This window comes from Uliginosibacterium sangjuense (assembly GCF_059132465.1).
The window spans coordinates 2,739,831-2,753,994 of record NZ_CP101132.1 but is presented as its reverse complement, the minus strand read 5'-3'; the positions used below and the strand labels follow the sequence as shown (position 1 = coordinate 2,753,994).

The window sequence follows — 14,164 nt, the reverse complement described above, 5'->3', positions numbered from 1 at the left end:
GCGGACCCCTTCATGTTTTCGCGTTTCTTCATAGATCGACCCGTCTTCGCGGTCGTCATCTCCATCTTCATCGTGCTCGCGGGTTTGGCCGCGATGCGCAGCCTGCCCATCGGGCAGTATCCCGAAATCGCGCCGCCGGTCGTGCAGGTGCGCGCCATTTATCCTGGTGCCTCGGCCGAGGTGCTGGAGCAGACCGTCGCCGCGCCCATCGAAAACCAGATCAACGGGGTCGAGGGCATGATGTACATGAGCTCGAACTCGTCCGGCAACGGCGTGCTTGAGATCGCCGTCACCTTTGAGATCGGGACGGATATCGACGAGGCTGCGCTCAACGTCAATAACCGCGTCAAGCAGGTGGAGGCCCGCCTGCCGGAAGAGGTGCGGCGCCAGGGCGTGACGGTGGAGAAGGGCTCGTCGAGCTTCCTGCAGGTGCTCTCGTTCTACTCGCCGGATGGTCGTTTCGACGACTTCTACACGTCCAACTACGTGACGATGAACGTGCTGGACCGCCTCAAGCGCATCCCCGGCACCACCAACGTGCAGATCTTCGGTGCCAAGGACTATGCCATGCGCATCTGGATCCAGCCGGACCGGATGGCCAAGCTGGGCGTGTCGGTGGGTGAGATCGCGGCGGCGGTGAATCGCGAGAATGCGCAGTTTGCCCCGGGCAAGATCGGCCAGTCGCCGACCAACAACGGGCAGGAGCTGGTCTACACGATCACCTCGCAAGGGCGTCTGTCCGAGCCGGCGCAGTTCGAGAACATCATCGTGCGCGCCAAGCCGGACGGCAGTATGGTCCGCCTGCGCGACATCGCGCGTGTCGAGCTGGGCTCCAAGGACTACGACTTCATCGGCACCACCAATGGCAAGCCGGCCACCCTGGTGGGCATCTTCCTGCAGCCGGGGGCGAACGCGCTGGCCACGGCCGAGCTGGTCAACGACACGCTCAAGGAGCTGTCTGAGAGCTTCCCGGAGGGGCTGGCCTACGCCGCGCCCTACGACACCACGCGCTTCGTGAAGGTGTCGATCCGCGAGGTGGTGAAGACCCTGCTGGAAGCCATGGTGCTGGTGTTCCTGGTGGTCTACCTGTTCCTGCAGAACTGGCGCGCCACGCTGATCCCGACCCTGGCGGTGCCGGTGTCGCTGATCGGTACCTTCGCCGGCATGCTGATGCTGGGCTACTCGATCAACACGCTGACCCTGTTCGGCATGGTGCTGGCCATCGGTATCGTGGTGGATGATGCGATCGTGGTGCTCGAAAACGTCGAGCGCATCATGCATGAGAAGCATGTGACGCCTTACCAGGCGGCCATCGAGGCGATGACCGAGGTGACCGGCCCGGTGATCGCCATCGTGCTGGTGCTGGTCGCGGTGTTCGTGCCGATCGCCTTCCTCGGCGGCCTCACGGGCGAGTTGTTCCGCCAGTTCGCGGTGACCATCTCCATTGCGGTGATGCTGTCCGGCATCGTGGCGCTGACGCTCACGCCGACTTTGTGCGTGATGATCCTGCGCCGCGAGCACAAGACCGAGAGCCGCTTCTTCAACTGGTTCAACGACTGGTTCGGCCGCGTCACGATGAACTACGTCGGCGGTGTGCGCTGGCTCTCCAAGCGCTTGGTGCTGGCCTTCCTGCTGTTTGCCGGCATGGTCGCGGTGACCGCCGGCCTGTGGCGTGCCACGCCGGGCTCGCTGGTGCCGGACGAGGACCAGGGCTACTACATCGCGGCGGTGTTCCTGCCGGATGGGGCTTCGCTGCAACGTACCGACAAGGTGGTCAAGGAAGTCATCGCGCAGATCCAGTCCAACCCGGCGAATGAAAACGTCATTGCATTCACTGGTTTCGACTTCCTGGGCGGCGGCTTCAAGAACTCGGCGGCGACCTTGTTCGTCACGCAGAAGCATTGGGACGAGCGCGATGTGCCGACTCAGGCGCTGGTGGGCGAGCTGTTCGGCAAGACCGCGCACATCCGTGATGCCCTGGTGCTGGCCTTCAACCCGCCGGCGATCTTCGGCCTGGGCAACGCGGGTGGCTTCGAGTTCTACATTCAGAACCGTGGCGAGGGCGGGGCCAAGCGCCTCAACGAGGTGACTCAGGCCTTCCTCGCCAAGGCAGCGCAGGACAAGGACTTCGCCTTCGTGCAGACCCTCTGGCGTGCCAATACGCCGCAGCTCTACGTCGATGTCGACCGCGAGAAGGCAGCCGCCCTGGGCGTCAACCTGGACGATGCCTTCAACACCTTGTCAGCCACGCTGGGCAGCTACTACGTCAACGACTTCAACAAGTTCGGGCGTACCTGGCAGGTGCTGATGTCGGCTGACGCGAAGTACCGCAAGAGCCCGGAGGATGTGGGCCGCATGTACGTACGCTCGTCCACTGGCGCGATGGTGCCGTTGTCGGCTTTCGTCAAGGTGAACTTCAGCTCCGGCCCGGAATCGCTGGTGCGCTTCAACAACCTGCCGGCGGTGAACTTCCTCGGCCAGGGCGCGCCGGGTCTGAGTTCCGGCCAGTCCATCGCGGCAGTCGAGCGGGTAGCCAAGGAGGTGTTGCCGCCTGACTTCAGCCTCGACTGGAGCGGCGCCTCGTTCCAGGAGAAGCGCTCGGCCGGCACCACCGGTCTTGCGCTGGGGGCAGCCGTGCTGATGGTGTTCCTGATCCTGGCCGCGCAGTACGAGCGCTGGTCGCTGCCGCTGTCGGTGCTGCTGGCCGTGCCCTTTGGCGTGTTCGGTGCGCTGGCCGGCGTGTGGGCCCGCAACCTGATCTTCATGGCACTCGGCATACCGGCGCCGCCGCTGGCGAATGACGTGTACTTCCAGATCGGCCTGGTCACGCTGATCGGTCTGGCGGCGAAGAACGCGATCCTGATCGTCGAGTTTGCGGTGATCAAGATGGAGCATGGCATGGGCATCATGGAGGCCGCGCTGGAGGCCGCCCGCCTGCGTTTCCGCCCGATCCTTATGACCTCGCTGGCCTTCATCCTGGGCGTGCTGCCGCTGGCACTGTCGCACGGGGCGGGTGCCGGCGCGCGCAACTCGGTGGGCACGGGCGTCATGGGCGGCATGCTGGCGGCGACCTTCCTCGCCATCTTCTTCGTGCCCTTGTTCTTCGAAATGATCACCAAGCTGTTTGGCTCCCACGACAGCGCCGCGCCCGACGAGGCGCAGCATCCGGGGGGAGAGGAGAAGTCCCATGTCTGACCGTCGTCAATCCGTCATGCCTGTTGTGATGAGCCTGCTCGCGGCGGCCGTGCTGTCCGCCTGCGCCAGCAGCGGCCAGGTGTCCCCTGCGCCCAAGCTGGATCTGCCGGTGCTGCAAAGCGCGGCCGAGGCTGATCTGTCCCGCTGGTGGTTGCGCTTCGAAGATGCGCAGCTCAGCCAGTTGATCGATGCAGCGTTTCAGCACAACAGCAACCTCAAGGTCGCCGTCGCACGCGTCGAGGAATCGGCCGCACTGTTGCGCGTCTCGCGCAGCTACCTGTTCCCCACAGTCGATGCGAGTGCGGGCGTTACGCGCAGCCGCTCCACCGAGATGGGGCTGAACCCGGCGCCCACCCCGATCATCAACAACACCTACACGGCCGGTATCAACGTGGCCTATGAGCTGGACCTGTGGGGACGTATTCGCAGCGGAGCGGACGCCGCCAGTGCGCGTTACCTCGCCACGCGCGAGGCGCAGAATGGCTTGCGCTCCTCCCTGGCGGCGCAGGTGGCGCAGACCTGGTTCACCCTGCTGGCGCTGGACCAGCGCCTGGCCCTGGCACGCAGCACATTGGCCACACGCGAGGAAGCGCTGCGGGTGCAGAACCGCCTGTTCGCAGCCGGTAGCGTGGGGCCGCTGTCGGTACGCCAGGCAGAGTCCGAGCGCGAGTCAGTGGCCGCCAGCATCCCCCGTCTGCTGTCTGCCCAGGCCAGCACCGAGCGAGCCTTGGCCGTGTTGATCGGGGCTTCACCGCGTGCCATCGTGGAGGAGCACGTGCAGCGCTCGCCGCGCGATGTGCTGCCCCCGCCACCGCCCATTCCCGGCGGCTTGGATTCCGCGCTGCTGGCGCGCCGGCCGGACATCCGCGAAGCCGAAGCCACGCTCGTCGCGGCCAGTGCCAGCGTCAAGGAGGCCCGCGCGGACTTCTTCCCGCGGATCACGCTGACCGGTTCCTATGGGCGCGAGAGTACCGACCTGTCCGATCTGTTCACCGGTCCGGCTGCCGTGTGGAACCTGGCCGCTGGCCTGACCCAGCCGATCTTCGGGGCAGGGCGCATCCACGCCCAGGTGGACGCGGCCGAAGCACGGCGCAAGCAGGCCGAGGCCAACTACGTCAACGTGGTGCAGGGCGCGTTCCGCGAGGTCTACGACAGCCTGGGCAACGTCGGTGCCGCCGGCGATGCACTCCAGGCCCAGGAGCGCCAGGTGATCGCGTTGCGGGAGACGCAGCGCATCGCCCAGCGGCGCTACGAGGCCGGGCTGGCGCCTTATCTCGAAGTGCTGGACGCGCAGCGCAACCTGCTCAGCAGCGAGTCTGCACGCATCGAAACCCAGGCCGAGCGCCTGATTTCGACGGTGGATGTGTTCCGCGCACTGGGTGGCGGCTGGGAAGTGCAGAGTAACTGAGGGCTCTCGCCCGCAGCGCTTTGCACGAGGACAGGATGGAGCCGGGCTTGCCCGGCTCCATCCTTTTCATTGGAGCGGCTTCGTGTCGCTGGTGTGAGGGGCGGACAGCGGCAGGCGCAGTTCGAAACGCGTTCCCTCGCCAGGCTTGCTGTCCACCTCGATGCTGCCGCCGAGCAGGCCGGTCACGATGTTGTGCACGATGTGCAGCCCGAGGCCGGAGCCGCCCTGGCCCATCTTGGTGGTGAAGAAGGGGTCAAAGATCTTGCGGGCGATGTCGGCGCTCATGCCGATGCCATCATCGGAGCAGATCACGCGAACCATGTCCTCGTCAATGCGGCTGACCTCGATGAGGACACGCCCCTGCCCGCGCGTCTCGAAGGCGTGGACCAGGGCGTTGATCACCAGGTTGGTGATCACCTGGCCGAGCGGGCCCGGGTAGCTGTCCATCGCAATCTCGCCCTGGGTGCTCGATTCGAGCTGGAAGGGCGTGGTCTTGAAGCGTGGTTGTACCGTCACCAGCACCTCGCGGATTAACTGGTTGAGGTCGAAGCGCCGGCGCTTGTCCGAGGTCTGGTCGATGGCCAGTTGCTTGAAGTCGCGGATCAGTTCCGAGGCGCGCTCCACGTTGCGGCGCAGTACCCCCTGGCCTTCGTGCAGGGTGTCGGTCAGGCGCAGCAGATCGGAGCGCTTGAGCGCGTTTGACTGCAAGGCGAGGCGGAAGTCTTCCAGCCGATCCTCCATTGTGGTGACCACGATCAGCGCGTTGCCCAGCGGCGTATTCAGTTCGTGCGCCACGCCCGCGACCAGGCGTCCCAGCGAAGCCAGCTTCTCGGATTCGATCAGGCCTTGCTGAGTGGCGCGCAGCTTTTCCAGGGCGTCGCGCAGTTCCTGGTTGGCCTGGGTGAGGGCGTGAGTGCGTTCCTCCACGCGGCCTTCCAGGGTGTTGGCGTGGGCCGCCAGTTCTTCGTTCTTGCGCTTCAGTTCCGCGAAGGCCGCCAGCAAGGCCTGGCGCATGTGCTCCATGGCGGAGGCCACGCGGCCCAGTTCGTCGCGGTGGCGGGTGTCGATGGCCAGGTCGAAGTCGCCCTGGGCCAGGCGGTTGGCGGCGGCCGTCAGGTGAGAGATAGGCCGCAGCAGGCGCCGCTGCAACACGAACACAATCAGCACGAGGGCGACGACGAGCATGAAGGCGGTGCGCAACATGGCCCAGCGCAGGCTCTTCTCGCTTGCCGCCAGGTAGGGCGTGATCGTCATGGTCACGATCACCTTGCCGATCACTTTGCCCTGTTCCTCGATGGCGTATTCGGCCCGCCGAGTTTCACGCGTGGCGCCGGCAAGGCGGTGCAGCTCGACGAAGGGCTGAGCGTTGCTCTGGTCCAACACCGTGACCGACACGAAGCGCTCGTCGTCGACCATGGCGCGCACGATGGCCTCGGCGTTGGCGCGTGACAAGTCCCACAGCGGCGCGCGCATGGACAGGGCCAGCACCTGCGTCGTGCGCAGCAGGTCGCGCTCCAGATCCTCGCGCGCATCCTGAATCGAGCGGGCGCGCTCGATGAAGAATACGGCCAGGGCGGGCAGGGCGAGACCGAGGAAGACCGACAGGATCACGGCGGCCTGCAGGGTGTTCTGGAAGGCGCCGCGGCGACGGTTCATGGTTTGCTGCCCAGCACCTGGTAGCGTGCGTCGCGGATGATCGACATGAACAGCGGGCGTCGCGCATCGCCGTGGGCGTCTAGCACGATCTCGCCCTGCAGGCCGTGGAAGCTCTGGCGCGCCAGCAAGGCCTCGCGCAGGCCGTTGCGCCGGGGGTTCGCCGCCAGCCCGTCAAGCATGATGCTGGTGGCGTCGAAACCGATGAGGGCGGCGTAGTCGGGGGCCTGGCCGAAGCGGCGGGTGTACTCCTCCTTGAAGCGCTGGAACAGGGGCGAGGGGTCGGCCACGTTGTAGTACTGCTCGATCAGCATGCCCTCGCCGGCCTGAGCCAGGCTGGCCGGCAGGCTGGCCGCCGCGGTCCAGGCGGACCCGGCGAGGCGGACCCGGGTGTCGCGCTGGCGGATCGCATGGACGAGCTGGGTGGCCGAGGCCGGGCTGCAGGCCAGCGCGATCAGTTCGGTCGCGTCGCCCAGCGCACTTTCGACCAGGTGCGACAGGTCGTGGATGATGCGCGAATCGAAGCTGATCATCCGCACGGGTTGGCCGCCCAGGCGCTCGAACTCCATTGCATAGTCGCGTGCCCAGTCTTCCGCGTACTCGCGGTTGGCCAGGTCGTAGAGCACGACGGCACGGGTCGCGCCGGTTTCTCGGCGGTGAACGGTGGCCGAATGTGTGGCGTACTCGCGGGTAGAGGCGATGGCGCGCAGGAAGTAGTCATCGCGCCCCAGGATGCGGTTGGTGACGACTGTTCCGCCCATGACCGGCATGGCGGCTTCGTCGGCGAGGGGGATGATCTCAACGGCCATTGCGCTGGTCATCGGGCCGACGATCCCTGCGACGTCTTCCTTGATGAGCGAGTTGACCGCCTGGCGGGCCTGGTCCGCGCGGTGCTGGTCGTCGCGGATCAATAGCGTGACCGGCCGTCCGGCCACGCCGCCCTGCGCGTTGCGCCACTCCACGGCGAGCATCGCGCCATTCAGGCCGCCACTACCCAGCTCGGCGAAGCGCCCGGTCTGCCCGCTCACGAAGCCCAGCTTGATGGGTTCGCGCGGACCGCAGCCCGCCACCAGCACGAGCATCAGGCTTACGACCAGTATTCGCATCCGCGTCAGCATCCGCTCATGCTCCACTCCTCTCCCGTCCCGGCAGCGCAAACTTATCGTGAACAACGGTTCGGCCAACCCGGAGCTGAAGGGAAGGGCTGCAGGCGTCAGCCGCTGTGGGTGACGATGAAACGCTTGATGGCCTCGACATCCACGTCCATCACCTCGACGCGTTGCGGCAGGGCCTCGATGTCACGCATCGAGGCCGGCCGCCAGGGCTTCTCGCCCAGCGCCTCGACGATGGTTTCCTCGAACTTGGCGGGCAGGGCCGTCTCCAGCACGATGGTCGGCACGCCGGCCTCGCGATGCTGCAGGGCGACCTTGAGGCCGTCTGCCGTGTGGGTGTCGATCATCAGGCCGTAGTCTTTATAGATGCGGCGGATAGTGGCCAGGCGGTCGCCATGGTTGCTGCGGCCGGACACGAAGCCGAACTCGTCCAGGCGCGGGAAGTAGGGCGTGGTGGAGAGATCGAAACCGGCCCCGCTGTCTACGGCACGCCACAGTTCGCGCACTACGGCCGGGTCGCGGCCGACCAGGTCGAAGATGAAGCGCTCGAAGTTGGAGGCCTTGGAGATGTCCATCGACGGGCTGGACGTCACCACCACGTCGGCGGTCTTGCGCGGACGGTAGGCGCCACTGCGGAAGAATTCGTCCAGCACATCGTTCTCGTTGGTGGCGAGGATCAGTTTGCGAATGGGCAGGCCCATCATGCGTGCGATGTGGCCGGCGCAGATATTGCCGAAGTTGCCCGAGGGCACGGCGAAGCTGACCTGCTGGTCGTTCGAGGTGGTGGCGGCGAGATAGCCCTTGAAGTAGTAGATTACCTGCGCGACCACGCGGCCCCAGTTGATCGAATTCACCGCTCCGATCTTGTACCGGGCCTTGAAGGCGAGGTCGTTGGAGACGGCCTTCACCATGTCCTGCGCATCGTCGAACATGCCGCGCACGGCAATGTTGAAGATATTCGCGTCTGGCAGGGAATACATCTGCGCACGCTGGAAGGCGCTCATGTTCTCGCGCGGCGAGAGCATGAACACGCGCACGCCTTTCTTGCCGCGCATCGCGTACTCGGCCGCCGAGCCTGTGTCACCCGAGGTCGCGCCGAGGATGTTGATCTCCTCGCCACGCTTCGCGAGCACGTACTCGAACAGATTGCCCAGCAACTGCATCGCCATGTCCTTGAAGGCGAGCGTGGGGCCGTTGGACAGCTCCTGCAGGTACAACCCATCCTCCAGCTTGCGCAGAGGTGTGATCTGCTGCGTATCGGAATCCGGGCGGGCATTGCAGTACACCTCGGCGGTGTAGGTGCGGTCCACGATGTCCTTGAGATCGGCGGCCGGGATGTCGGTGGCGAACTTCGACAGGATGGCCAGCGCCAGCTCGCGGTAGTTCATGCCGCGCATGGCGGTCAGCTCGGCATCGCTGACCTCGGGGTAGCTGGCCGGCAGCGACAGGCCGCCGTCTTCCATCAGGCCACCCAGCAGGATGTCGGAAAAGCCGTGTTGCGGCGCCAGGCCGCGCGTGGAGATGTATTGCATGGTGTGCTCAGGGTAGGGTGGGCTCGCCGAGCCCACGCATGACCTCAAATCAGTTCAGTTCTTCGAGGCGGATCTTGGTGACCTTGCCGACCACGGTGGCCAGGGCCTCGATGCGGGCGATGGCAGCATCGACGTTCTTCTCGATGGCGCGATGGGTCAGCAGGATGATGTCGGTCTGCGACTCGCCTTCGCCGGGCTCCTTCTGCAGCATGGCATCAATCGAAATGTTGCCCTCGGCCAGCACGCGGGTGATGTCGGCCAGCACACCGGCACGGTCTTCGACACGCATGCGCAGGTAGTAGGCCGTCTCGACTTCGGCGATCGGCAGGATCGGCAGGTCGACCAGCTTGTCTGCCTGGAAGGCCAGGTGCGGCACGCGATGCTCAGGGTCGGCGGTGGCCAGACGGGTGACGTCGACGAGATCGGCGATCACGGCCGAGGCGGTCGGCTCGGCGCCGGCTCCCTTGCCGTAGTACAGCGTGGCGCCCACCGCATCGGCCTGCACCAGCACCGCGTTCATCGCGCCTTCCACGTTGGCGATCAGGCGCTTGGCCGGAATCAGCGTGGGGTGCACGCGCAACTCGATGCCTTGTTCGCGACGCTTGGCGATACCCAGCAGCTTGATGCGGTAGCCGAGCTGTTCGGCGTAGGCGATGTCCTTGGCTTCCAGCTTGGTGATGCCTTCGACGTAAGCCTTGTCGAACTGCACCGGGATGCCGAAAGCGATGGCCGACATGATGGTGGCTTTGTGCGCGGCGTCGATGCCTTCGATGTCGAAGGTGGGGTCGGCTTCGGCATAGCCCAGGCGTTGCGCTTCCTTGAGCACCTCGGCAAAAGGCAGACCCTTGTCGCGCATTTCGGACAGGATGAAGTTGGTGGTGCCGTTGATGATGCCGGCGATCCACTGGATGCGGTTGGCAGAAAGCCCCTCGCGCAGCGCCTTGATGATCGGGATGCCGCCGGCCACCGCCGCTTCGAAGGCCACGGTGACGCCCTTGGCCTGCGCGGCCGCAAAGATCTCCTTGCCATGCACGGCCAGCAGCGCCTTGTTGGCCGTCACCACATGCTTGCCGTTCTCGATGGCCGCCAGGACCAGATCCTTGGCCACGGTGTAGCCACCGATCAGCTCGACGATGATGTCGATCTCCGGGTCACGTACCAGCTCGAAGGCGTCGGCCGTGACGCGCGCGGCACCGCCGGTGATCTTGCTGGCCAGTTCTGTGTTCCGGTCCGCCACCGCAGTGATACGGATCGGACGACCCGCACGGCGGGTGATTTCCTCTGCGTTACGCGACAGAACAGTCCAGGTGCCACCACCTACGGTGCCGATGCCCAGCAGGCCAACGTTGATCGGTTTCATTTCAGCAGTTTCTTGAACAAGGTGAGTTGAGGGGAAAATCAGAGCCCGGCCCGTTTGCGGTAATGCTCCAGGAAGCGGGCGATGCGGTGGATGGCTTCGCGCAGGTCGTCTTCGTGCGGCAGGAATACCACGCGGAAGTGGTCCGGCGTCTTCCAGTTGAAGCCGGTGCCCTGTACCAGCAGCACGCGCTCGGCTTCCAGCAGTTCGAGGATGAATTGCTGGTCGTCCTTGATCGGATAGACCTTGGGGTCAAGGCGCGGGAACAGGTACAGCGCCGCCTTGGGCTTGACGCAGGAGACGCCTGGGATGGCGGTCAGCAACTCATAGGCGAGATCACGCTGCCGTGCCAGGCGGCCACCCGGACGCACCAGATCATTGATGCTCTGGTAGCCCCCCAGCGCAGTCTGGATGGCCAGTTGCCCCGGCGTGTTGGCGCACAGGCGCATCGAAGCCAGCATGTTCAGCCCCTCGATGTAATCGCGTGCGTGGCGCTTCTCGCCCGACACCACCATCCAGCCAGCGCGATAGCCGCAGGAGCGGTAATTCTTTGACAGGCCGTTGAAGGTCAGGAACAGCACGTCGTCAGCCAGCGAGGCGATGCTGGTGTGCGTCTCGCCGTCGTAAAGCGTCTTGTCGTAGATCTCGTCGGCGAACACGATCAACTGGTGCTCACGCGCAACCTGGACGATTTCCTCCAGCACTTCACGTGGGTACAACGCGCCCGTCGGGTTGTTCGGATTGATGATCACGATCGCCTTGGTGTTGGGCGTCACCTTGCGGCGGATGTCCGCGACGTCCGGCATCCAGTCCGACTGCTCATCGCACATGTAGTGCACCGGAGTGCCACCCGACAGCGCGACCGCGCCCGTGTAGAGCGGGTAGTCGGGGGCGGGCAGCAACACTTCGTCGCCGGTGTTGAGCAGGGCGTTCATGCTCATCACGATCAGCTCGGATGCGCCGTTGCCCAGGTACACATCGTCGACCGTCACGCCGGGAATCTTCTTCTCCTGCGTGTAATGCACGATGGCCTTGCGCGGCGCGAACAGGCCCTTCGAGTCGGTGTAGCCAGCGGCGTCTGGCAGGTTGCGGATCATGTCCTGCACGATCTCGTCCGGCGGCTCCAGGCCGAACACCGCCACGTTGCCGATGTTGAGCTTCATGATGCGATGGCCTTCTTCCTCCATCTGCCTAGCTCGCTCCAGCACCGGGCCACGGATGTCATAGCAGACGTTGGCCAGCTTGGCCGACTTGGCCACCGGGCGGACGCCGCTATGAATGACGGGAGAGGTGCTGTCGCTGGTGGCGACTTTCAGGGAAGGGCCCTGTTTCATGATGATGACTCCAAAGGGCAGACAAAACCGGAACTTATAATGATATCAAGCCAACCCCAAGCGGGCGAGCCGCCATCGGAGATATCCTCACCACGGCCCCAATGGATACGTCGACATGAAACTGCAACAAGACACGAACCTGAACATCAACACCATCACGCGCTATGACGAGCTTTCCGTCACCATCAACGGCGAACGCTACCTGCAGGGGCTGGTCGTCATGCCCGGCAGTCTCGAGACTGATTGGGCCGTCTCCGGCCAGGTGGGGGCGGAAGACATGCAACGGGTGGCGGCACTGAAGCCCGCATTGGTGTTGATCGGAACCGGGGCGCGTCAGCAGTTTCCGGCACCGGCCGTGTTGCGTCCGCTGGTAGAGGCCGGCATCGGTTTCGAGGTCATGGATACCGGGTCCGCGTGCCGGACCTATAACCTGCTGGCAGGGGAGGGGCGGCTGGTGGCGGCGGCCTTGCTGATTGGCCGCGCAGACTGACAGTATGCCTCGTCCGGACGCGGTTGCGGTGCCGGGGGAATGCCGATACGCTGGCCTCACGCGTTGCCGATGAACAGGAGAATTTGATGCTGGGTAAGCAGGTGCCGGATTTCAGCGCCGCCGCGACGGGCGGGAGCACGGTGTCCCTTGGGGCGCTCAAAGGCAATATCGTGGTGTTGTACTTCTACCCCAAGGACAGCACGCCGGGCTGCACGACCGAGGGGCAGGACTTCACTGCGCTGAATGCCCAGTTCGATGCGGCCGGGGCCGTCATCTACGGGGTGTCGCGCGACAGCCTGAAGTCGCACGAAAACTTCAAAGCCAAGCTATGCATGCCCTTCGAGCTTCTGTCGGACCACGACGAAGCCCTGTGCAAGCTCTTCGGCGTGATCAAGATGAAGAACATGTACGGCAAGCAGGTGCTGGGTATCGAGCGCAGCACTTTCGTGATCGACCGCGAGGGCAAGCTCGCGCGCGAATGGCGCGGCGTCAAGGTCGATGGCCACGCTCAGGAGGTACTCGATTTCGTCAAAACACTTTGAGCGTTGCGGTCACAGCCTGTTCCCCTCACTTTTCTGATTGCATCTCTCTCTATGGCCACCAAGCGAAACGCCAAGCAAGTCCCCCCTATCAAGCTGTTCGTTCTCGACACCAACGTGCTGATGCACGACCCTACCAGCCTGTATCGCTTCGAGGAGCACGACATCTACGTGCCGATCATGACCCTCGAAGAACTGGACAACAACAAGAAGGGCATGTCCGAAGTTGCGCGCAACGCGCGCCAGGCGAGCCGCATGATGGACGAGATCGTGTCCACCAGCGCCAACGGGATCGAAGAGGGCATTCCCCTGTTCGAGCCGTCCAAGGAACTGGCAACGGGGCGTCTGTTCCTGCAGACCGAGGCCATCGACCCGACCTTGCCGGCCGGGGTGCCGACAGCCAAGGCCGACAACCAGATCCTCGCCGTCACCATGTATCTCAAGCAGCGCTTCACCGAGCGCCACGTGATCCTGGTGTCGAAGGACATCAACATGCGTATCAAGGCCCGCGCGCTGGGCCTGGAAGCGCAGGACTACTTCAACGACAAGGTGTTGGAGGATACCGACCTCCTATACACCGGCATGCGCGAACTGGAGCCCGACTTCTGGGAGACTCACGGCAAGGACATGGAGTCCTGGAAGGATGCCGGACGGACCTATTTCAAGGTCAAGGGCCCGACCTGCGCCAACCTGGAAGTCAACGAACTGGTCTTCCAGGAAGGCGACAAACCGCTCTATGCCATCGTCAAGCAGAAGAGCGGCCCGACTGCGGTCTTTGAGACGCTCATCGACTATTCGCACCAGAAGAACAATGTGTGGGGCATCGTGGCGCGCAATCGCGAGCAGAACTTCGCCCTGAACCTGCTGATGAACCCGGAGATCGACTTTCTGACGCTGCTGGGGCAGGCCGGTACCGGCAAAACTCTGATGACGCTGGCGGCCGGTTTGACGCAAGTACTCGAAACAAAGCGCTACTCAGAGATCATCATGACGCGCGTCACCGTGCCGGTCGGCGAGGACATCGGCTTTCTGCCCGGGACCGAAGAGGAAAAGATGGCCCCTTGGATGGGGGCGCTGGAAGACAACCTCGACGTGCTCAATGGCAGCGCCGAAGACGGAGGCGGTTACGGTGGCGAGTGGGGACGGGCCGCCACGCGTGACCTGATCCGGACCCGCATCAAGGTCAAGAGCTTGAACTTCATGCGCGGTCGTACCTTCATCAACAAGTTCCTGATCATTGATGAAGCCCAGAACCTGACGCCCAAGCAGATGAAGACGCTGATCACGCGTGCCGGCCCGGGAACCAAGGTGGTCTGCCTGGGGAATATTGCGCAGATCGACACGCCTTACCTTACCGAAGGAAGTTCCGGCCTCACTTATGTCGTGGATCGTTTCAAGGGCTGGCCGCACAGCGGGCATATAACCCTGCAGCGTGGCGAGCGCTCGCGCTTGGCTGACCATGCGGCCGAGGTGCTCTGAACGATCGGCCGGGCCGAAATGAAAAAGGGGGCGCGATGATCGCGCCCCCTTTTTTATCTCCGGCC

The 14,164-nt window shown here is 64.5% G+C and carries 10 protein-coding genes; 5 read left to right on the top strand and 5 right to left on the bottom strand.

Annotated elements, in window-relative coordinates:
- Positions 1-12: 12 nt before the first annotated feature.
- Complete coding sequence (locus NMB43_RS12760) at positions 13-3,195, top strand: efflux RND transporter permease subunit (protein ID WP_494348543.1); 3,183 nt, start codon at positions 13-15, stop codon at positions 3,193-3,195.
- On the top strand, positions 3,188-4,603 hold the full coding sequence (locus NMB43_RS12755; RefSeq protein ID WP_494348542.1) for an efflux transporter outer membrane subunit: 1,416 nt from the start codon (positions 3,188-3,190) through the stop codon (positions 4,601-4,603). Before NMB43_RS12760 ends, NMB43_RS12755 begins: the two co-directional genes overlap by 8 nt.
- Before the next feature lie 66 nt (positions 4,604-4,669).
- Here the strand turns inward: NMB43_RS12755 and NMB43_RS12750 are convergent, their stop codons facing one another.
- From NMB43_RS12750 to NMB43_RS12730, 5 genes are all read right to left on the bottom strand, one after another.
- A complete protein-coding gene (locus NMB43_RS12750) occupies positions 4,670-6,259 on the bottom strand; it encodes a sensor histidine kinase (protein ID WP_494348541.1) in 1,590 nt (529 codons plus the stop codon).
- A complete protein-coding gene (locus NMB43_RS12745; RefSeq protein ID WP_494348540.1) occupies positions 6,256-7,374 on the bottom strand; it encodes an ABC transporter substrate-binding protein in 1,119 nt (372 codons plus the stop codon). The genes NMB43_RS12750 and NMB43_RS12745 overlap by 4 nt, the downstream gene beginning before the upstream one ends.
- Before the next feature lie 95 nt (positions 7,375-7,469).
- The gene (gene thrC, locus NMB43_RS12740) at positions 7,470-8,900 is read right to left on the bottom strand and encodes a threonine synthase (RefSeq protein ID WP_494348539.1); all 1,431 of its coding nucleotides are present in this window, start codon (positions 8,898-8,900) and stop codon (positions 7,470-7,472) included.
- Positions 8,901-8,949: 49 nt separating this feature from the next.
- Entirely contained in the window at positions 8,950-10,260 is a 1,311-nt protein-coding gene (locus NMB43_RS12735) for a homoserine dehydrogenase (RefSeq protein WP_494348538.1), read from the bottom strand.
- Between the two features lie 38 nt (positions 10,261-10,298).
- Entirely contained in the window at positions 10,299-11,591 is a 1,293-nt protein-coding gene (locus NMB43_RS12730; RefSeq protein ID WP_494348537.1) for a pyridoxal phosphate-dependent aminotransferase, read from the bottom strand.
- Positions 11,592-11,706: 115 nt separating this feature from the next.
- Here NMB43_RS12730 and NMB43_RS12725 point away from each other — a divergent pair, with 115 nt between their 5' ends.
- From NMB43_RS12725 to NMB43_RS12715, 3 genes are all read left to right on the top strand, one after another.
- Positions 11,707-12,081 carry an Mth938-like domain-containing protein gene (locus NMB43_RS12725; RefSeq protein WP_494348536.1) on the top strand — a complete coding sequence of 125 codons (375 nt, stop codon included), beginning with the start codon at positions 11,707-11,709 and terminating at the stop codon, positions 12,079-12,081.
- A gap of 86 nt (positions 12,082-12,167) precedes the next feature.
- On the top strand, positions 12,168-12,623 hold the full coding sequence (locus NMB43_RS12720) for a peroxiredoxin (protein WP_494348535.1): 456 nt from the start codon (positions 12,168-12,170) through the stop codon (positions 12,621-12,623).
- A gap of 51 nt (positions 12,624-12,674) precedes the next feature.
- Entirely contained in the window at positions 12,675-14,099 is a 1,425-nt protein-coding gene (locus NMB43_RS12715; RefSeq protein WP_494348534.1) for a PhoH family protein, read from the top strand.
- Positions 14,100-14,164: the final 65 nt, after the last annotated feature.

Coding starts and splice junctions, on each gene's coding strand:
- NMB43_RS12760 (WP_494348543.1), top strand. CDS start 13: ATGTTTTCGCGTTTCTTCATAGATCGACCCGTCTTCGCGGTCGTCATC.
- NMB43_RS12755 (WP_494348542.1), top strand. CDS start 3,188: ATGTCTGACCGTCGTCAATCCGTCATGCCTGTTGTGATGAGCCTGCTC.
- NMB43_RS12750 (WP_494348541.1), bottom strand. CDS start 6,259: ATGAACCGTCGCCGCGGCGCCTTCCAGAACACCCTGCAGGCCGCCGTG.
- NMB43_RS12745 (WP_494348540.1), bottom strand. CDS start 7,374: ATGCTGACGCGGATGCGAATACTGGTCGTAAGCCTGATGCTCGTGCTG.
- thrC (WP_494348539.1), bottom strand. CDS start 8,900: ATGCAATACATCTCCACGCGCGGCCTGGCGCCGCAACACGGCTTTTCC.
- NMB43_RS12735 (WP_494348538.1), bottom strand. CDS start 10,260: ATGAAACCGATCAACGTTGGCCTGCTGGGCATCGGCACCGTAGGTGGT.
- NMB43_RS12730 (WP_494348537.1), bottom strand. CDS start 11,591: ATGAAACAGGGCCCTTCCCTGAAAGTCGCCACCAGCGACAGCACCTCT.
- NMB43_RS12725 (WP_494348536.1), top strand. CDS start 11,707: ATGAAACTGCAACAAGACACGAACCTGAACATCAACACCATCACGCGC.
- NMB43_RS12720 (WP_494348535.1), top strand. CDS start 12,168: ATGCTGGGTAAGCAGGTGCCGGATTTCAGCGCCGCCGCGACGGGCGGG.
- NMB43_RS12715 (WP_494348534.1), top strand. CDS start 12,675: ATGGCCACCAAGCGAAACGCCAAGCAAGTCCCCCCTATCAAGCTGTTC.